At 67.4% G+C, this 19706-nt stretch carries 11 protein-coding genes and 2 pseudogenes; 7 read left to right on the plus strand and 6 right to left on the minus strand.

What is annotated here, in order from left to right:
* Window positions 1-3 precede the first annotated feature (3 nt).
* The 6 genes and pseudogenes from ACIQR3_RS31635 to ACIQR3_RS31660 all read left to right on the plus strand — a co-directional run.
* A pseudogene (locus ACIQR3_RS31635) lies at window positions 4-483 on the plus strand (amidohydrolase family protein); the annotation flags it as partial.
* An 89-nt stretch (window positions 484-572) separates the two neighbouring features.
* On the plus strand, window positions 573-1964 hold the full coding sequence (hydA, locus tag ACIQR3_RS31640) for a dihydropyrimidinase (protein ID WP_403544069.1): 1392 nt from the start codon (window positions 573-575) through the stop codon (window positions 1962-1964).
* Window positions 1965-2032: 68 nt separating this feature from the next.
* Window positions 2033-3046, plus strand: a complete 1014-nt coding sequence (locus tag ACIQR3_RS31645) for a TIGR03842 family LLM class F420-dependent oxidoreductase (protein WP_403544071.1) — start codon at window positions 2033-2035, stop codon at window positions 3044-3046.
* Window positions 3047-3258: 212 nt separating this feature from the next.
* Window positions 3259-6906, plus strand: a complete 3648-nt coding sequence (locus tag ACIQR3_RS31650; protein ID WP_403544073.1) for a tetratricopeptide repeat protein — start codon at window positions 3259-3261, stop codon at window positions 6904-6906.
* A gap of 301 nt (window positions 6907-7207) precedes the next feature.
* Window positions 7208-9094, plus strand: coding sequence for an ATP-dependent nuclease (locus ACIQR3_RS31655; protein WP_403544074.1), 1887 nt, complete (start codon window positions 7208-7210; stop codon window positions 9092-9094).
* Window positions 9091-11022, plus strand: coding sequence for a UvrD-helicase domain-containing protein (locus ACIQR3_RS31660; RefSeq protein WP_403544076.1), 1932 nt, complete (start codon window positions 9091-9093; stop codon window positions 11020-11022). Before ACIQR3_RS31655 ends, ACIQR3_RS31660 begins: the two co-directional genes overlap by 4 nt.
* A 276-nt stretch (window positions 11023-11298) precedes the next feature.
* Here ACIQR3_RS31660 and ACIQR3_RS31665 read toward each other — a convergent pair whose 3' ends face one another.
* From ACIQR3_RS31665 to ACIQR3_RS31685, 5 genes and pseudogenes are all read right to left on the minus strand, one after another.
* The gene (locus ACIQR3_RS31665; RefSeq protein ID WP_403544078.1) at window positions 11299-11913 is read right to left on the minus strand and encodes a hypothetical protein; all 615 of its coding nucleotides are present in this window, start codon (window positions 11911-11913) and stop codon (window positions 11299-11301) included.
* Window positions 11910-12818, minus strand: coding sequence for a recombinase family protein (locus ACIQR3_RS31670; RefSeq protein WP_403544080.1), 909 nt, complete (start codon window positions 12816-12818; stop codon window positions 11910-11912). Before ACIQR3_RS31670 ends, ACIQR3_RS31665 begins: the two co-directional genes overlap by 4 nt.
* A gap of 208 nt (window positions 12819-13026) precedes the next feature.
* Window positions 13027-13866 (minus strand): hypothetical protein, encoded by an 840-nt coding sequence (locus ACIQR3_RS31675; protein WP_403544082.1) that lies wholly within the window; start codon window positions 13864-13866, stop codon window positions 13027-13029.
* Window positions 13863-14597, minus strand: coding sequence for a MerR family transcriptional regulator (locus tag ACIQR3_RS31680; protein ID WP_403544084.1), 735 nt, complete (start codon window positions 14595-14597; stop codon window positions 13863-13865). The genes ACIQR3_RS31675 and ACIQR3_RS31680 overlap by 4 nt, the downstream gene beginning before the upstream one ends.
* Before the next feature lie 137 nt (window positions 14598-14734).
* Window positions 14735-17698: pseudogene (locus ACIQR3_RS31685) on the minus strand (Tn3 family transposase); the annotation flags it as partial.
* A gap of 69 nt (window positions 17699-17767) precedes the next feature.
* Between ACIQR3_RS31685 and ACIQR3_RS31690 the strand changes: the two are divergent.
* Complete coding sequence (locus ACIQR3_RS31690; protein WP_403544086.1) at window positions 17768-18316, plus strand: GNAT family N-acetyltransferase; 549 nt, start codon at window positions 17768-17770, stop codon at window positions 18314-18316.
* A gap of 155 nt (window positions 18317-18471) precedes the next feature.
* Here ACIQR3_RS31690 and ACIQR3_RS31695 read toward each other — a convergent pair whose 3' ends face one another.
* Window positions 18472-19314, minus strand: a complete 843-nt coding sequence (locus ACIQR3_RS31695; protein ID WP_403544088.1) for a phosphotransferase family protein — start codon at window positions 19312-19314, stop codon at window positions 18472-18474.
* Between the last annotated feature and the right edge of the window lie 392 nt (window positions 19315-19706).

Below are 19706 nucleotides of genomic sequence, written 5' to 3' on the forward strand. Positions count from 1 at the left end.
CGCATGAGCAGCAGCCGTACCGTCATCCGCGGCGGCCTCGTCGTCACCGCCGCCGACGAACTCCACGCCGACGTCCTGATCGAGGACGGCCGGGTCGCCGCCCTCGCCGCCTCCGGCACCCCGGCCGCCGAGTCCCTCACCGCCGCGCACACCCTGGACGCCACCGGCAAGTACGTCATCCCGGGCGGGGTGGACGCCCACACCCACATGGAGCTGCCGTTCGGCGGCACCTCCGCCTCCGACACCTTCGAGACCGGCACCCGCGCCGCCGCCTGGGGCGGCACGACCACCATCGTCGACTTCGCCGTCCAGACCGTCGGCCGCACCCTGCGCGACGGCCTGGACACCTGGCACGCCAAGGCCGACGGGCAGTGCGCCGTCGACTACTCCTTCCACATGATCCTCTCCGACGTCGACGAGAACTCCCTCAAGGAGATGGACCTCCTCGTCGACGAAGGCGTGAGCTCGTTCAAGAGTTTCGTTCGGTCGCGTGACCAGGGGTTTTCTAGCGGAGTAGATCGTGCGACGGGTGGTGGCGTGGTCGACAGGCGGCGTGAAGGGACTTCTGGGGCATGAGTCGGACTCTGATTACCGGCGGTCTCGTGATCACGGCCGCGGACGAGGTGCACGCGGATGTGCTGATCGAGCATGGCCGGGTGGTGGCGTTGGCGGCGCCGGGGACGCAGGAGTGGACTGCGGACCGGGTGATCGACGCTTCGCAGAAGTACGTGATCCCGGGCGGGGTCGACGCGCACACGCACATGGAGCTGCCGTTCGGTGGCACGTTCGCGTCGGACACCTTCGAGACGGGGACGCGGGCGGCGGCGTGGGGCGGGACCACGACGATCGTCGACTTCGCGGTCCAGTCGAAGGGCCATTCACTCCAGGCCGGCCTGAACGCGTGGCTTGAGAAGGCGGACGGGAAATGTGCGATCGACTACGCGTTCCACATGATCATGTCGGACGTGAACGAGTCGACGCTCAAGGAGATGCCGAAGCTCATCGAGCATGGGATTTCCTCGTTCAAATTGTTTATGGCCTATCCGGGGGTCTTCTTTTCGGACGACGGGCAGATTCTGCGGGCGATGCAGGTGGCCGGCGAGACCGGCGGGCTGATCATGATGCACGCCGAGAACGGCATCGCGATCGACGTGCTGGTGGAGCAGGCCCTGGCCCGCGGTGAGACCGTTCCGCGCTATCACGGGGAGGTCCGCAAGGCGCTGTTGGAGGCGGAGGCGACGCACCGGGCGGTCCAGCTCGCGCGGGTGGCGGGCTCGCCGCTCTACGTCGTCCATGTGTCGGCGCAGGAGGCCGTGGCCGAGCTGGCGGCGGCGCGCGACCTGGGGCTGCCGGTCTTCGGCGAGACCTGTCCGCAGTACCTCTTCCTGTCCACCGACAACCTCGCCGAGCCGGACTTCGAGGGCGCGAAGTACGTGTGCAGCACCCCGCTGCGGCCGAAGGAGCACCAGGCGGCGCTGTGGCGGGGCCTGCGAACGAACGACCTCCAGGTGGTCTCCACCGACCACTGCCCGTTCTGCTTCGTCGGGCAGAAGGAGCTGGGCCGCGGGGACTTCTCGAAGATCCCCAACGGCCTGCCGGGGGTGGAGAACCGCATGGACCTGCTCCACCAGGCGGTCGTCGACGGGCACATCTCGCGGCGCCGCTGGATCGAGATCGCCTGCGCCACCCCGGCCCGGATGTTCGGCCTCTACCCGCAGAAGGGCACGATCGCGCCCGGCGCGGACGCCGACGTCGTCATCTACGACCCGCACACCACGCAGACCCTGTCGGCGGCCACCCACCACATGAACGTCGACTACTCGGCGTACGAGGGGAAGACGGTCACCGGCCAGGTCGAGACGGTCCTGTCGCGCGGCGAGGTCGTCGTCGACCAGCGGAAGTACGTGGGCCGCGCCGGCCACGGCACGTTCGTGCCGCGCTCCACCTGCCAGTACCTGGGCTGAAGCACTCCGTACCGGGGCTGAAGCATCCCAGGACCTCACCGCACCGACCTGAACTTGGAGGTCCCCGCGTGGACTTCGGAATCGTCCTGCAGACCGACCCGCCCGCCTCGCAGGTGGTGGGTCTGATGCGCCGGGCGGAGCGCAACGGCTTCCGCTACGGCTGGACCTTCGACTCCGCCGTGCTGTGGCAGGAACCGTTCGTCATCTACAGCCAGATCCTCGAACACACCACGAAGCTCCACGTCGGACCCATGGTGACGAACCCGGGCACCCGGACCTGGGAGGTGACGGCCTCCACGTTCGCCACCCTCAACGACATGTTCGGCAACCGGACGATCTGCGGCATCGGGCGCGGCGACTCCGCCATGCGCGTCGCGGGCCGCAGGCCGAACACCCTGGCCCGGCTCGGCGAGGCCATCGACGTCATCCGTGACCTCGCCGAGGGCCGGGAGGCCGTGGTCGACGGCAACCCGATCCGCATCCCGTGGATCAAGAACGGCAAGCTGCCCGTCTGGATGGCCGCCTACGGGCCCAAGGCCCTCGCCCTGGCCGGTCAGAAGGCCGACGGCTTCATCCTCCAGCTCGCTGACCCCTTCCTCACCGAGTGGATGGTCAAGGCGGTCCGCCAGGCGGCGGTGGAGGCCGGCCGCGACCTCGATGCCCTCACGATCTGCGTCGCCGCCCCCGCGTACGTGACCGCCGACGACTCGCCCGAGGCCCTGGCCCACGCCCGGGACCAGTGCCGCTGGTTCGGCGGCATGGTCGGCAACCACGTCGCCGACCTGGTCGCCAAGTACGGTGAGCACTCGGACATGGTGCCGGAGGAGCTCACGGCGTACATCAAGGACCGGCAGGGCTACGACTACTCCCACCACGGCCGCGCCGACAACCCCGACACCGCCTTCGTCCCCGACGAGATCGTCGACCGCTTCTGCCTCCTCGGCCCCGCCGAGGCCCACATCGCCAAACTCCGTCACCTCAAGGACCTCGGCGTCGACCAGTTCGCCGTCTACGCCATGCACGACCACCGCGAGGCCACCGTCGACGCCTACGGATCCATGGTCATCCCCGCTCTTCGCTGACGAATTCATTCGGTGCAGGGGATAACGGCCATCTACCTGTTCTCGATGCCCCGCCCTGTTGAGTGCCTGGCGATCCTTAAGTCTGTCGAAGACGAGCCGTTGAACGCTTCTTGCAGCAACAATGCTGAAAATCTCGATGTCAGACCGCAGCGATAGGGTCCGTCCGTGAGGTGCTTGGGGTGTGTGACCCTGCGCTATATCGGAAAGGACACATGGCTCTGTTGACTTCCGCACTGCTGGCGAAGGTGGCCGCGCCGTGGGCTGGCAAGCTTGCGCTAAGCGGGTTCACGAAGGTCGTTCGCAGGCCCAAGGTGGCGCGTGCCGCGGCCAAGCGGGCCGCTGAAGCTGGGATCCAAGTGACGGCCAAGTCGCTGCGGATCTGGCTGGCGCGCAAGGACACTGGCGAACAACTGCGCACTTGCAGCGAGGCATCGCTCGACCAGGCAGCCGGGCGCCTCGCTTACATGGTGTCCGGCGGCAGCACCGAGGAACGCCGTGGCAATGCGCTGCAGGTGCTGTGGATGGTGATGAAGGAGTCGGTGCGTGCCGCTGATCCCTCGCAGGCGACGCTTCTCATTGGTAGCTGGGGGCTGCAGACCACGAAGGAGGAGGGGCAGAAGACTCGGGGCCAGCTCCGGGAACTTCAGCAGGATGTGCGAGGCCGTGACGGTCTTGAGCAGGCCGTGCGTACGCTCAGTCCCTGGGCAGCTGAAGAAGCCCTCCTCCTCGCGGCATCGTGGCCAGGCGTGGTCAAGTGCGTGGACATCCTGACCACCGTAGGGCGGCAGCGCGGCGATGTCCTGCGGCAGTGGGCGGACGTGCCCCCGGCCTGGCTTGAGGATGCCCCCGCCGGCGCTTATGCCTGGCTGGGCCATCTCGCGGCTGACTACGGCGCTCTGGGGGCGTCCCGGCATTTCTTCGAGGCGTGCCTTCGAGAAGGGGGGCACCCGCGGGACTACTACACGATGATGGCGGCGCTCCAGGAGGAGGGCGGCGCGGGGGAAGGCGCACGAAGCTACCTCGATACTCACGAAAGCGCAGGCTCGTCCCCGCTCCTGGCAGCGTTCCGTGGCTTTCTTGATGAAGCTTGGGAGCAGGGTTTGACGGAACTTGGGCGGTGGGAACCGCACCAGGGGCGAGCAGCGGCCATCAAGACTCACTTCGAGGCCAAGGCTCTGCTCAATCTTCAACGACCGGAAGAGGCACTGGCCGTGCTCCGAGGGGCCGACGAGACCTCCAGTGGCATGGGAATGACCCTGGCCTCGACGCTGCTGGAACAAGCCCGCAACAGTCGGACCACGAACCGACTCGGTGCTGCTCAGGAGGCTCTGGCCGTGGCCCTCCGCGCCAGGAACAGCCGTCGGAGCTGGTTGGGCGATAGCACTGATGCAGCCGTACTGGCAGTACAGGCGGCCGTTGCGAGTGAGGACCTGGCCCTGGCATGGAAGCTGGCTCGACCGGCGCCGGAAGGGGAGGCCGAACCGCATGAAGCGGAAGCCCCCCACATGGGTGCACAGACCGCCCTGGTTGCCGCGATGACGGGGCGGTGGCGGGAGGCCGAGGAATTGATGGAGGGCATGCCTCACGGGTTCGCACGTGCGCATGCCGCGGCAGTTCTCGCTGAATCGAGGGACGGCCATGGTGCGAATACCGCAAGGGTTCAGCGGCTGTGGCAGGAGGCATGGGAAGTCGCCGACACGGAGGGCGAACAGTTCACAGCCGCGGCCGGCCTGGCCTCCAGCGGTGCGGATCTACCCGACCTGAGCCACCTCGTCCCCCTTTATGGTGAGCGCGTACGGGAGCTCGAACTGCTCGCCCGAGCCCTGCACGCCGAGGGAAGCGATCCGCTGAGCCTGCTACGCGCCAACATCACCAGGAGCCCGGTCATCGTGGTCACGCTCGCCGAGCGCTACCACCGTGCCGGAGACATTGCTCTGGCTGCCGAGACCCTCAGGGACGGCTCTGTCGAGTGGAACGACGCGCGACTGATGGCCATGGCCGCGGGCCTGTTCCTGGAGGCCAAGAACCACCAGCGAGCCCGTGAGTGCGCGCAGGAAGCATTGAGGATGGCCGGGCCTCACTGGGCAGGGCAGGGACGCATGCACGCACTTCTCGTCGAGGCCGAAGCCGCCGACGGACGCTACGACCGTGCCACGGACGCGGCCCTGCGTCTTCTCCAGCTTGATCCCTTGGACATCGACGCTCGTTGGGCCCTGGTCAAGTGCTACGCGCTCCGTGGCCTGCTCGACCAGGCGTGGCAGGCTCTCACCTCCGGTGGGCAGGGGCAGCCGCTCGAACCGCGCAGCTCGGACGAGACGGCCCTGTGGGTCATGCTCGGTGCACGCTTCAGCGCCGACCCGCACTTCACCGGCCGGGCCCTCGCCCTGACGCAGCGCTGGCGCGACGACAGCGACCTGGTAGGCAAGGTCCTTGCCAACCTGCACTGGCGTGCCGTCCAGTCTGCGCAGTCCCTCTCCGAGCAGGACGGGGAGCAGCTCCGCACCGCCACCGCCGCGTACCTGGAACGCTTCCCCGACAACACCGTTTTTAGGGCCGTCCAGTTCGGTCCCGAGGACGACCCCCTCAAGAACATCGCTGACGATCTACGCCGTTCCTATGAGAACGCCAAGGAACTCCACCGCAGGACCGCCGCCGGTGAACTACCCGCCGGCATGCTCGTTCTGTCCTCCGGTCGCAGTTACGCTGAGGTCCTGCTGCGTCCCTCTGCCGAGCGCCCGCACGTCTTCGCCGCTGGCTTCGTCACCGATCCGGCGGAGGTTGAAGCAGTGCGGGCCGCCCGCTCAGGTCGAGTGGTCGTAGACACCAGTGCTGCTGTCACTCTCGCCCTCCTGGAGCCGGGCATCGCCGAACGGCTCATGGGGCACCCCCTGTCGCTTGTGACGACCGACCAGCTCTTCACCGACGCCTTGCATGCGCAGGAATCACTTGCCTTGCGCAGCGACATGGTGCTCACCTGGGACGAGAGCGACGGCCGTCCGGCCGTCCTTACCACCTCCGCCGAGCGTCTCGACCGAATGCGGACCACCTCGGCTCGACTCGTCGAGGTGGTCCGGGCAATGCCTCGTGTGCCCCGGCCAGAACTACGCAGCCTCCAGCGACTGGCTGTCTACAGGAACAACACGCAGTGGCTGACAGCCCTCGACCACGCCAAGGAGCACGGTCTTGTTCTGTGGTGCGACGACCGAGTCCTGCGGGCCATTGCGCGGGCAGAAGGCGTGGCCACCTTCGGCACCCTCGCGCTCCTCGACGGACGCATCAACGCGGGCCTGACCACGCCTGAGGAAGCCCTACTGACCAAGGCCGAGCTGCTGCGGAACCACTACGTCGACATCCCCTTCTCCCCCGACCTCTACCACGCTGCCGCGCTGGCCGACGGCTGGCAGGCCGGAGCCGTCGCCGTGGCGCTTTCCCGCCCTTCTGCCTGGGCTGATCCGAAGGCGACAGCCGCCTTCTCAATCAACGCCGCCTCCTGCAGCATTGAGACACTGCCGCACGAGGCCGCGGGATGGATCAGCGCCGCGTATGGCGGCCTTCACCGGGCCACACTCCCCACACACCAGTCGCGCAACCTGCAGGCGTTCGCGCTGCAGGTCCTCATGCAGCCCTGGATATCGTCATCCACTCTCCCCTTCGCATGGGCCGGGCTGCGCGCCGGTGCGGAAGACGTAGGCGACAGCGCTGCTTCCCTGGAAGCAGCGCTAGCCCTCTATTACCGTGCCCTAGCAGAGGAGTTGACCCCCCTGGTGGCTGCGGGAACCCTTACGGCAATGTTCGTCCACACCGATGAAGTAGACCGCGCCATGGCGGCCCGCGTTGTGCTGACCTCTCCCGAGTACTGAATGGTTTCAGCATGGGCACTGATTGGGCCAGATGAGGTCGATCAGGAGATGGTTGCCAGGAGGTCTGTCGCAGGGGCTGTAGTGGAAAGTGATCGTCTTGCGCAGTGCTACCTATGGGTGGGCAGGAAGTAACACCTTGATTCCCTGTAAGCCTTGAGCCGCCCATGCGACATGGTGTTCCGCCTCGTAGTCAGGCCGGGCGGCATATGATCCGGGGGTAATCCGCTTACGGGTGGGGCACTTGAGGCGGTTGTCCTCGCCTGCGCCCGCTCGGGCGCAGGCTCCTGCGACATGGGGGGCCATGTACCTAGCACGACTGCGTGCCGAGAACTTCAGGATCTTCGGCGCTGCCACACAACAGGGCGACGGCTCGGGCGAGTCACTGGACGTATCGTTTAGCCCGGGAACGAATGTTCTGGTGGGGGAGAACGACAGCGGGAAGACTGCGATCGTCGATGCGATTCGCCTGTGCTTGCAGACCGCGGCGGCGGACTACTACCGGATATCGAGGGACGACTTCCACGTCGGTGACCATGGCAGGGCCGAGACCTTCTCGATCTCCTGCCGGTTCGAGGACCTGTCCACGCAGGAGCAGGGGGCCTTCCTGGAGCTGCTGACGAATGACGGTCGCGGCAATGCTGTCTTGGACGTTACCTTCAAGGCGCAGCTCATGGACCCGCTCCGGAATCGTGTGTCCTGGAGCACGCGCACCGGCGAGGGCGGGAGGGGGCCGGCTCTCGATGGGGCGGCGCGTGAGTTCCTCAAAGCCACCTACCTCCGTCCGCTACGAGACGCCGAAGCAGAGCTCCGCTCGGGGCGAGGGTCTCGGCTGTCGCAGATCCTTGCCAGTTATCCAGCGATGACGGACCAGGACAAGGATGACTTCGACGCGGAGGACGACTCGGCTTCCACCCTCGTAGGCATCCTCAGCCGCGCAGAGCATCACATCGGCCGGAACCCAGCCGTTACCGCTGCCCGGGACGACATCAACACGGCGTACCTGCAGAAGTTCGCGATCGGCGGGGACGTGCTCCGAGGGAAGATCGGGGTCGCGGGTGACGCGTCGCTGGCCCGGGCCCTGGAGAGGCTGGAGCTGACCCTGTTCTCGGCGTCCGACGAATGGACCCGCCGCGGGCTCGGCTACAACAACGCGCTGTTCATGGCCGCAGAACTCTTGCTTCTCGGGAAGGGCGACATCGCGCCGCTGCTGCTCATCGAGGAGCCGGAGGCTCACCTTCATCCGCAGCTGCAGGCCAGGATCATGGATCTGCTGCGTGAACGATCGGAAGAAGCCGAGGAAGCCGCCACAGCGGCACCCGTCCAGGTCATCCTGACCACGCACAGTCCCAATCTGGCGTCAGCCATGCCGGTCGGGTCCCTCACGATGGTGGCCCGGGGACGTACGTTCAGCCTGGCGCCTGAGCACACCAAGCTTGACGATGGCGACTACGCTTTTCTCTCCCGCTTCCTGGACGTGACCAAGGCCAACCTGTTCTTCGCCTGCGGCGTCGCGGTCGTCGAGGGCGATGCCGAGGCGATCTTCCTTCCCGCTCTCGCCAAGGCGATGGGGCGCTCCTTCAACGAACGCGGCATCAGCGTGGTGAACGTCGGGCACGTCGGGCTGTTCCGCTACAGCCGGATCTTCCAGCGCGATGGCGAGCAGGTTCCCATCCCTGTGGCCTGCATCAGGGACCGAGACCTCGTACCGAAGGACACCCCGGCCAAGATGCGGGGCGAACTGCGCTGCTCGGCGGAGATGACGCCGGCTGAGATCGCCGAGCACGTCGCCAGCCTCAAGAAGGAGGACGACGGACCGGTAGAGACCTTCGTCTCGGACTCTTGGACTCTCGAGTATGACCTCGCGGCGGCCTCCTGGCCCATGGCTACCCTGATGCACCAGGCGGTCCGCGCGGCCCGTTCGTCCGAGAGCTCGTGGCCGGGCGCTGAGAAGCTCAAGAAACTAACGGACGCTGCGCGGGAGGAGGTGGAGACGTGGAAGGCAGCTGACGTCCCACTGGAGACTGTCGCGCTCCGCATCTATGAGCCCTTGAAGGCGGGTAACGCCAGCAAGACGATTACAGCCCAGCACGCGGCTGACCTCCTTGAGGCCACGGACCTCACGGAAGGCGATCTCCCTCCGTACCTGGTTGCTGCGTTCGACCACATCTGCGGCGAGGTGGAGCGGTGAAGCCTCCGTACCTGCCCGATGCCCTGGTGAAGGACAAGGTCGAGGCCCTCGCCCAGATCCTCGGCCTCGACCTGCCACATGCCGAGCAGTGGGACTTCGTGCAGAGCGAGCTTTCCCAGGACCTCCAAGCGGCACCCGGTTCCGGCAAGACCACGCTGATCGGACTCAAGCTGGCCCTGCTTGCCGGCGCGTGGACCTCACGGACCCGGGGCATCTGCGTCCTCTCGCACACGAACACAGCGAAGGACGAGATCATCAACCGCCTCACAGCGGTTCCCGACGGACGACGGTTTCTCCAGTATCCGCACTTCATCGGGACGATCCAGTCCTTCGCCAACACCTTCCTCGCCCTGCCGGCCATCCGTGCCCTGGGCTACGAAGTGCAGGCTGTGGACGATGACGTCTACGAAGCAGCGGCCCTGCGTCTGCTGGAACGTCGCGACTTCTCCACCCTCCACAGCTTTCTGAGCCGCCGCCACGGTGGACTCGACACCGTTGCCCAGGCCGTCTTCGTCTGTGAGGCCGGAAAGCTGAAGGTGGTCGGCCCCCGCGGCAGCGCCCCGGCCGATCCCGACACGACGCCCAGCGGCAAGCAGTACGACCGTCTGAAGCGACAGCTGGCCAAAGAAGGAATATTCCGCTACGACGACATGTATGCGATCGCAGAGTGGTACCTGATACGGAACCCCGCAATCGCGGTGGCGGTATCGCAGCGCTTCCCGTTCGTGCTGCTCGACGAGATGCAGGACACCAGTGATGTGCAGCAGCACCTCCTGGACCGCGTCTTCTCCTCCGGCGCAGTCGTCCAGCGTGTAGGGGACGTGAACCAGGCGATCTTCACAGACGGCACGCCGGCTACACCGAGGGCATCAGCGTTTCCCGCCCCGTTGGCGGCCGAGCTTCCCGTCAGTCAAAGGTTCGGCCCCAAGATCGCGGACATGGCGAGTGCTCTCACCATCCGTCGACAGCAACGGATCAGCGGTGTCGGTCCAGACACCCAGATCGGCCTCCTCCTCTTCGACGATCATTCGGTACGTGAAGTCGTGCCGACATTCGAACGCCTGGCACACGCGTTCGTCCCCCGTGAAGTGCTGGTCCGAAACCCGCCCCGAGTGCTGGGAGCACGACTGACCAAGGGAACATCAACCACGTATCCGCAGTCGCTTACCTGCTACCTCCCCACCCACACTCCGGCAGGACGTGTCCCGGCACAGAAGGAGCTGATCAGCACCGTTCGCGCTGCTGCCGCGCGATGGGCGGCCAGCGGCAGTGAACACGAAGCCGTGGCCGAGCTCTGGGAAGGCATACGCACGACGCTGAGGCCGGCCCTCACCACAACCCTTCCATCGCTGAGCCGACTTGAACGCTCCATAACCACGACGGGCGGCCAGCTCCGGCTGATTCTGCGCGACCTGCTCATGGGCTCCAGCGACACCGATGAAGCGACCTGGAACAGTGCGACCGCACGTCTCCTCCAACTCCTTCCCGAGCTGGCACAAGAGCCGCTGCGAGACGCTGCCGCTCTGGCAGAACGCCTAGCTTTCACCCCACGCCTGAACGTCCCGGCTGTCGACCGCCCAGTCGACCACGACGATCAGGACCTGGCGGTACAAGTGCCGTCCGTCGCCGGGTCCATCCAGAGTGCCAAGGGGGAGACGCACGCAGCAACGCTGATCCTTGAGTGCTTGGACAGGCGAGGCAACAAGCACGACGTCCACGAAACGCTCAAGCTCCTGGCCAACGGCGGCATCCAACGCGCCCAGGTAACCGTGCAGCGCGCCGCACAGCTTATCTTCGTCGGGGCCACCCGCCCGACGCATCTCCTCATGCTGGCTACCCATCGGAGGCACGCGCTGCCCTACGCGGAAGAACTCGTCGGCCGAGGCTGGAGCATCCATGAAATCAGGGATCAGGGCAGGGACACCTGAACCGCACACCCCATGGTGCTGATCCCTGTGCCTGCGCCATCAGCACCAACGGCCTCCAGCCAGGTTCGGGCTCGTAGCCGCAGGAGGGTGCCGGCCATGCCCGGCCTCGGGGAACATCGGTACAGCCGTTGGCGCTGAGATTGATCATGAGGTCTAGCCGCGGATCTCCGCGTTGCGTTGGGGTGCCGTTAACGAGCAGCGACCCAGGTGACAAGTAACCTGCCAGTAGCTTTCGGATCGAAGGCCGTCGAGCCGGTTCGCATGCCTGGCCGATAGTCAGGTCAGGCCGGGTGGATCGCCGTTGAGATAGCGGCGGGCGGCGGTGACGAACGCGCGCTCGGCCTCGTCGTACATCTCCCGAACCCGGTTCGGAGGCACCGCTTCGCCCTCTGACACCAGTACTCGCTCGTTTTCGGCATCCGGCGGCACGATTTGGCAGACGTAGATGAGCGATCGGCCGATCCTGGTCAGGGAGTCAAGGAAGCCGAGCAGTTCGTCAGGGCCTTCGAGCGTGACCAAGGCCGCCGCCTTGTGCAGAGCGTCGTACGCCTCCGCGACCGCGTCGATGGCCTGGGAACGCTCCTCCTCGGCCTCCGTGCGACGGGCGTCGCTCTCGTGGTCGCGATTCCTGACCAAGTGGCAGAACAAGGCGACGTCACGGGCCCGGGCGTCGGCGTCTCGGAGGGTCCGCACGGCGGCGAGCAGTTCGAGGAAGGCGGCACGCTGAGCGGTCCGGCGATCCTGAGCGTGCTGGGCGCGGGCGGTCACCCCGGCTGCGGCGACGGGGCTGCGGGCCGCCCGGACTGCGGTGCGGGCCTGCCAGTAGACGGCCGGAAGGCCCACCGCTGTGATGGCGACGGTCGCGACAGCCGCGACGCCCTCGATAGTCACGACTGTGATCCCGTCTGATTCTCCAGGGCCGTCTCGGACTGTTCGTCCTCAGCAAGGATGCGGTAGACCGTGGCGACCGAGGGGCGCTGGCCCTTGTTCTTGCCCGAGGTGATGACGAGCCTCTGGGCGATCTGCGGTACGGGCACGCCGTTGGCGCGCAGGCTGCGGGCGTAGTCGGCCATGTCGTCGTCGACGACCTTGGGCCGCCCGCCGTGACGGCCGCGCTCGCGGGCGGACGCCTGGCCTTCCAGGGACTTCTCCCGGATGTACTCGCGCTCGGACTCGGCCATGCCGGCGAAGAATGCGAAGAGGGCGGCGCCGTGCCCGGAGGGGTCGTAGACGCCCTGGAGGGGGCCGGTGAGGAGTTCGAGCTGGATGTCGTGGTGACGCAGATCTTCGGCGATGGCCAGCAGCTCGGCGGCGCCGCGGCCCAGGCGCTTCATCTCGTGCACGGTGAAGATCACCCGTTGATGCGGGACGGCCCTCTTGATGGTGCGGGCGAAGTCCATCGCCTTGACGAACTCCGGCCGCACCCTGATCCGGGTGCTGATCTTCTCCGAGAAGACCGGATCACAGCCTGCCTCCTCCAGGGCGTCGAGCTGACTCTGGAGCTCCTGCTGGGCGGTACTGCAACGGGCATACCCCACCCTCGTGGGCTTTGTTGCGGCCTCGGGCACTGCGGCGTCGATCGCCGGGCCGATCTCCCACGCTCGGACGGGACCGCGGTCGGCGGGGGTCTTCACCTCCAGCTCGGCGCGGAGCTGGGGGACCAGCATGAAACGCGGGGTGTGGTACTTCGGGGCGACCTTGCCACCTCGGGTGCGGCAGGTGCTTCCGGCGGGCACCTCACAGGTCGGACAGTCGAACTGTTCGACGGCGGCTGCCGGTTCGGCGAGCTCTGGCATGTCGCAGAACCTATCGCGAGGGGCATTGTGCGAGAGCCGTTTTGCGAGAGGTTATGAGAACAAAGATTGGGGACAAACCGGACGCGGTCCGGCGGGGGTTCGTGATCTCTCAGAACTACTCATTTGTGAGAATGCCGAGAAGTCGAACGTGCAACCGATCGGAGCGCCTTGCCTGGCGCCACGTCGCGGCGAAGACCGAACTGTGTGCTCAGGCGGGCTGACGGAGCGCGCTGACCAGCGCGCGCGGGTCGTCGGCATGGAAGCGGATGGTGCGGGCCTCTTCCGTCGCGCCGAGCGGGCGGGTGAAGGGGAGTGGCCGGTTCAGTTCCAGGGTCACCGAGGTCTGGCTGCCCACGATCAGGTCGAGGACCCCGTCCTCGGAGAGGGTGATAAGGCCGCCCTCGGGATAGCGCCGGTCGACCCGGACCGAGGCGACCGCGTCCGGCGGTACGGCGAGGTCGAAGAGGGCTCCGTAGCGGATCCGCAGGGAACCGTCGGGGCGCACGACGTGCGGTCGGGTGACGCAGGCGGCGTGCAGTGCAAGTACGAGGACGACGCCGTACAGGTCGAGTACCAGGATCATCCGGTGGACTGCCGGCCAAGGGATGAGGAAGGCCAGGCCCACCGTCTCGATGACCATCACGAAGAGCAGCCCGTACATCATCGCGGTCTGGGGCCCGGTGTACGCGGCAGCGAGGTCCCCGGGGCGCACCCCATGCGTGCCGCGCCGGACCCACCGCCCCAGGGAGGCGAGGGCGCGCAGCTCGTGGAGGACCAGGCGGCGGACCGTCACCGGCACCGCCTCCCGTACGGCGGCTCGCCGCGCTGCCCGGCGGTCCGCGCCGCGGGCGCGCGCGGCGACGTACAGAGAGCGCAGCACCCAGGCTTCCAGCAGCAGCACTGCGAGCACCAGCGCCTCGGCGCCCGCCAGCGCCCACCCGGGCGGCCGGACCCCGGCCACCAGGCAGGCCGCCAGTGCCAGTTCCCCCGGCAGTACGGCGGCTACCGCGGCCCGCGACGCCCGTACGCCCCTTGCCCGGCCGCTCATCCCCGGCCCCTTTCCACGAAAGCCTCCATGAGCCGGCCCACGACTTCCGCCTGCGCTGGGGTGTACTCGGCGAGCAGCGCCTCCTTGAACCCGGTCACGACCACCCCGTCCTCGGGGATCGCGGCGAACAGCTCCTCGGGGACGGCCGCCATCAGGTCAGCTGCCAAGGGTGGGATCCTCGGATCGTCGGTGGGGGCATCGGCGAGCGCGTCAAGGCGCTCATACAGTTCGACAACCGCGGGATCGGCGATCAGCGTCCCGAGCAGCCCGAGCATCTCTTGGTTACCGGTGCTGGTGGCGTCCAGCAGTGTGAGGTACTCGCGGTCCTTGGCCGCGCTCGGCGAGTCTGTTCGGGGGGCCTGTGCCAGCAGTGCGGCGAGGGCGGGTGAGACGGGCCCCGTCGCGCCGGGCGGCTCGGCGAGCAGGGCGCCGAGCCGGCAGCGGCGCTCCCTGATGTCGGCTTCCTGGCGGGCCAGGTCGGCGTCGAGTTCTTCCAATATCTCGGTCAGTTCGCGCCCGGCATCGTCGGCGAGGGCGTCGCGCACTTCATCGAGGCTGAGGCCGAGTTCGGTGAGCCGGCGCACCCGGGCGAGCAGGACGGCGTCGCGGACGCTGTAGGCCCGGTAGCCGTTGGGGCGCCGCTCCGGTTCCGGAAGCAGCCCGACGTGGTGGTAGTGCCGGATCGCCCGGGTGGTGAGCCCCACGAGCGCGGCGATCTCTCCGATTCGCATGCCGCCAGTAGAAACCTTGCCGTTGCGTCAAGGTCAAGAGGCGAAAGCATCGTCGGGCGCAAAACGGTTCAAGCGCGTCTACACGCCGGCGCGGTACTGCCTCGCCAGCACAGCTATCTGGCCAGAGTCCGCTCCCGCTACCCCTCGTCGTCCTCGTCGAGTTCCACTGTGTCGGGGGCGCGAAGCGGGCGTAGGGCGCCACCAGCCGGGGTGGAGGCGGTGAAGCTGTAACGGCCCAGGACGTTGAGGTTGCGGTGCTTGAGCGGGGACAGGCGGGCGATGTCCTCGTCCCGGATCTCGTGGCCCTCGGCACGGAGCTGGGCGACGGCGGCGTCGATGTACCGGGTGGTCCAGAGCACCACGGCGTTGAGGACCAGGCCCAGTGAGCCGAGCTGGTCCTCCATCCCGTCCCGGTACGCCTGGTGGATGGTGCCGCGCTTGCCGTGGCACACGTCGCGGGCCAGCTTGTGCCGGGACTCCTGCACGGTGAGCTGGCGGTTCATCTGGCGGCGGTAGGTATCGTCGACCGGGTCGACGACGCGGAGCAGGTGCTCGGTCTTGGCGATCCGGCCGTACTCGGCGAATGCCTGCCCCAACGGTGTCGGGTGGCCTTCGCGTCCGAACATCCGCAGCAGGTCGTAGGCGCGCACCTGGTTGGTGACCAGGGAACCGGCGACCCGGAGCATGTCCGGCCAGTGAGTGATCACCTTGTTCAGGTTGACCCGGTTGCGGGCCAGCGGCTCCAGCGGCCCGTACGCGCCGGTCTCTACGCCGGGAAGGCACGCGCGCCAGAACCGTTGGTCGTCCAGGTCTTTGAACCGGGGGCTGAAGTTGTAGCCCAGGATGCGGAAGATGCCGAACACGATGTCGCTGTACGAGGCGTTGTCGGTGGCGACCATCTCCGGCTTCACCCCGCCGTCGAGGTTCAGCAGGGCGTCCAGGATGTGCAGGGAGTCGCGCGGCGTGCCCGGCACCACCATCTGCCCGATGCCGGCGACCTGGTCGTTGACGGCGTTGAGCCAGGTGATGCCGCGCTTGAACCCGAAGTACTTCGGCGACGGGGCAGCATTGATGCTGCGGACGGGAACGACGAACCGCAGTCCGTCGACCGAGGTCAGCAGCCCGTCTCCCCAGTACCGCACGATCGGCACTTGGCCCTGCGCCTCGATCAGTGCGGCGTTCGCCGCGGCGATGGTGTCGGCCCGCAGGTAGAACTGGTCGACGTGCACCAGCCGGGAACGGTGAAGCGCCTCATGCGCGGGGTTGATGACCGGGGTCATGCCGATGTTGCACGCCTCCGAGACCAGGAGGGCCACCAGTGAGGTGGTCAGGTCCTTCATGCGGGTTGTGCCGTCGCCCAGGTGTACGAAGGCGTCCAGGAACCCGGTCCAGCCGTGCACCTCGAACAACAGCTCCGGCAGGTCGATCTTCGGGAGCATCTTCTCCACCCGCCCCCGCAGCCACGTCAGGGACTTCGGCTCGCCCAGCGCGCCGAGCTTGGATACGTTCAGCTTCGCCCGGCCGCCCGGCGGGACCTCGATGGTGACCTTCGTGTCCTGCCCAGCCGTCTCCAGCCGCTCCGCCATCTGCTTCCACGCCGCATCCAGCGCCGTCACCAGCGCGGCCAGGTGCTCCTCGACCGGCATATCCAGGCTCAGACCCGCCAGAACGTCCTCCCGAACGGCCTCCCACTCCGTGCCGTCCAGCAGCCGGGCGCGCGGGTCGGACCAGCGGTGCGAGGGAGAGGCGAACACGTCCCGGCGCTGAAGCGCGCGGTGCAGCTGCTCCAGCACGCACACCACGTATGCGTCCCGGTCCACGGCCCCCGGGGGCAGCTCGGCGTTGGCATACACCGCCTTGCGCCACGCGGCCGGCACCAGCTTGTCATCGACCTCGCGCGGCAGCAGCGGCTTGTCCTTCACCCGCCGCCGCGCCAGAGCGGGCAGTCGCTTCACCCCGGCCAGCACCCGCTTCCCGCCGGTCGCCGCGTCCAGCGCCTTCGACTCGCCCAGCAGCGACAGGAACGGCCGCACCGTGTTGTACCGGGTGGCCAGCGCCGCCCGCATCGCGACGGCCGCCGAGTCCTCGTCCTCCGGCACCAGCGAGACCACCAGCACGGCCGCACTCATTACCGCGGCCCGGGGCGCCACCTCCTCCACCGCCCGCCACAGTGCCGCCGCGTCCAGATCCGTGCCGTGTGCCTCGACCAGCTTCAGCTCCTCGAACAGCACCTTCGCCGCCCGCGCCAGGGTCCGCGACGCCTTCTCCAGCTGCGGCAGCGTCGAGAGCCGCTCCTTGTCCGTCGCCCGCTTCGCCGTGCTGATCAGCCTCGTCGCCATCAGCACCGAGAACAGGTCCAGGGCCTCATCGATCGCTTTGGCCTCAAGGTGGCGCATCACCGCGGTGAGCATCGCCGTGCGCTTGGGCTCCGCGGCCCGCTCCAGGCTCGCAGCCTTGGACCCCAGCCCGTAACGGGCCAGCCCCGCGAGCCGGTTCGGCGGGATCTGCGACAGCTTCAACCGCCCCAGCTGGAACGCACCGATCTCGTCGACCCGCTCCAGCGACCGCGCGAACGCCGTGCCCGTCGTACGCGTCGGCGGCCGGCGCAGCCGCTCCAACTCCGAGTACCGGCCGCCCTCCGGCGTCACCAGCGTGGCCACCAGGTCCGCCGGCAGCGCAGGGTCCGAGCGGTGAGCCGCCCTGGCCACGGTGGCGTGCAGCCGCTTCTCCGCGATCGTGCGAACCTCCGACACCTGCCGGGCCAGCACCGAGACACCCGGCAGCAGCACCCGGTTCCGCCGCAGCCAGCCCACCGCCTGGTTGAACAGCGCGACCGGCCCCTCCGCATGGGTCCACGCCCGGCCGTGCAGGAACGTCCGGAACTTCCGCCCCCACTCCGCATCTTCGTATGGGTGGTAGCCGTAGGCGTCCCGGATCTCCCACGCGTGCTCGTACGCCGTCTTCAGCCGCTCGGTGTACCGCTTTACACACGACGGGTCCTGAATGCCGAGCTGTACGGCCAGGTGCGCAACCACCGGCCACGGCACCACGAGAGGGTCCTCCAGAAACAGCCCCACGTAGCGGACCGTGCTTCTCTGCACTATGTCAAGGTGTCCGCCCATGCCTTCTCTTACAGATCACTCTCACGGGCGTGCGATAGGTTGCCCGCCATGACCGGACTCGGACCTGTCGCCTGGCCACCTGCCCCGATAAAGACCGAACGGCTCGTGCTCCGCGAATCCGAGGCCGGAGACCGTGCGGCGTTCATCGAGCTGTTCGCATCGCCAGAAGTGCGCACTTACCTCGGAGGCCCTCGACCGCGGGACGAACTCAAACGCGCGGTGCCTGAGGTGCCCGGGCGGCGCCCTGGCCTTTTCGTGATCGATCTCGACGGAGCGATGATCGGCACGGTCTCGCTCGATCGGCGCGACGCGGAGCGTCCGGGCCACGTCCGTCCGGGTGCCGGGGAGGCCGAGCTCGGCTACATGTTCCTGCCCAAGGCGTGGGGATGCGGGTACGCCGCTGAGGCTTGCGCAGCGGCACTCGACTGGTTCGCCGACACACTCCCCAGCGAGCCGGTGGTGCTGTGCACCCAGACCGCCAACGACCGCTCAATGCGGCTCGCGGCGAAGCTGGGGTTCGCCGAGGTGGAGCGGTTCGAGGAGTTCGGCGCCGAGCAGTGGTTCGGCGTGTGGTCTTCGGTCACGCCGTCCGCTTGAGCTAGGGCTTGTCCGCGTCCGGGCCGTTGCTGTGAGCACGTGGCGAGGGGATGAGATGTCCTCTCAAGCCGGCCGAGTTCGACCGCTGCACCGTGTCGGGATGCCGCACACGGCGCAGCGGATCGGGACTGGCCCAGCAGCCCTCTGCCTTGAGTTCAGCCCAGTCTGCAGCGGTCAAGTGCGGCACGAACCTGGTTGAGCCCCTCCGCTCTCCAGCGGTCCCGGTCAGGCATTTGGTCGTCTCGGCGCCAGCGCCAAGCCGAGAACATCGCCCAGTTCAGGGCGCGGCACCGATGAATCAGGTCGTGGTCAGCACCCGCATAGTGCTTTCCCACTTCTTCGGGCGCATGGGCTAGGTCGAACTCGATCGGCCCACGGCAGCACGTGGCGAGGTCTATGAAAAGCGGCCCTCTCCTTGTGTTCAGGAGGTTGCCCGGATGCGGCTCGCCGTGCAACAGCTGGTCGCGGGCTTTGTCGATGCTGATCGCGGCGCTCAGACCACTGAGCGTGTCGCTGAGGAGTTCCCGGTCAGAATCGGGCAGCTCGGGGGACTGCTCCCGGTCGTTCACCTCTCTCAGTGCCACAGCGACTCGATCGGTGAAATGCGGTGCGTCCAGATCGATCTGGCGCAGGGCGGCATGATGCCGCAGGAACACATCTGCGTAGTCGGCCGGCGCGATCTCTGATCCCACAGGTTCGTAGTAGGTCCAGAGCGAGATGGCGAAGTCGTCACGCACATAGACTCGAGGCTCGACCCGAGGATCGAGCTCAGCGACCGGAGCGTCGACGTCGGCGAGACGGTGAGCGACCTCTACTTCGAACTCGGAATCAGCCAGATGCCCCGAAGGGGCGACCCGAGCCAGAACATCGCAAGGGACCAGGCGCAGCGCGACGCGGTCCGAGTTGTGGATGACGACCACATCGTTGACCTGAAGGCCCAGCTCCGAAGCGGTCGCCCGTCCTGCTTCAACTGCGCGACGGAGTTCCAATGGCTCCATATCGCCCTCCCTTATCGTTGAGTATACATACATGTATGGGGGCAACTGAGCTCTTTGGTCACGGTTCTCCTAGTGACGTGGCCCTGGGATTCCCAGGTCGACGGGGACCCGGCGTGTGAGTCGTGCGGCATCTGCCTGCTTGGTCCGGAGGAAGGTCAGTGTCAAGTCGATTCCTTCGATTTCGCCGAGCCATTGCTCCTCCTGGGCCCTCTTGCGCCTCAGCAAGAGATCCTTCTCCAACTCGGCGAGCCTGGGCAACATCTTTGGGCTGACCTGGAACATGGGGCATCGAATGCAGGCTTCTCTGAACTTGCGCTGGTGAGGTGATCGAGTCAGGAACGCCCGTGTTCGCGGTTGAGTTCGTGGTAGCCGCGAAAGTCGAAGAAGCGCAG

This window comes from Streptomyces sp. NPDC090994 (genome assembly GCF_044768905.1).
Classification (GTDB): Bacteria; Actinomycetota; Actinomycetes; order Streptomycetales; family Streptomycetaceae; genus Streptomyces.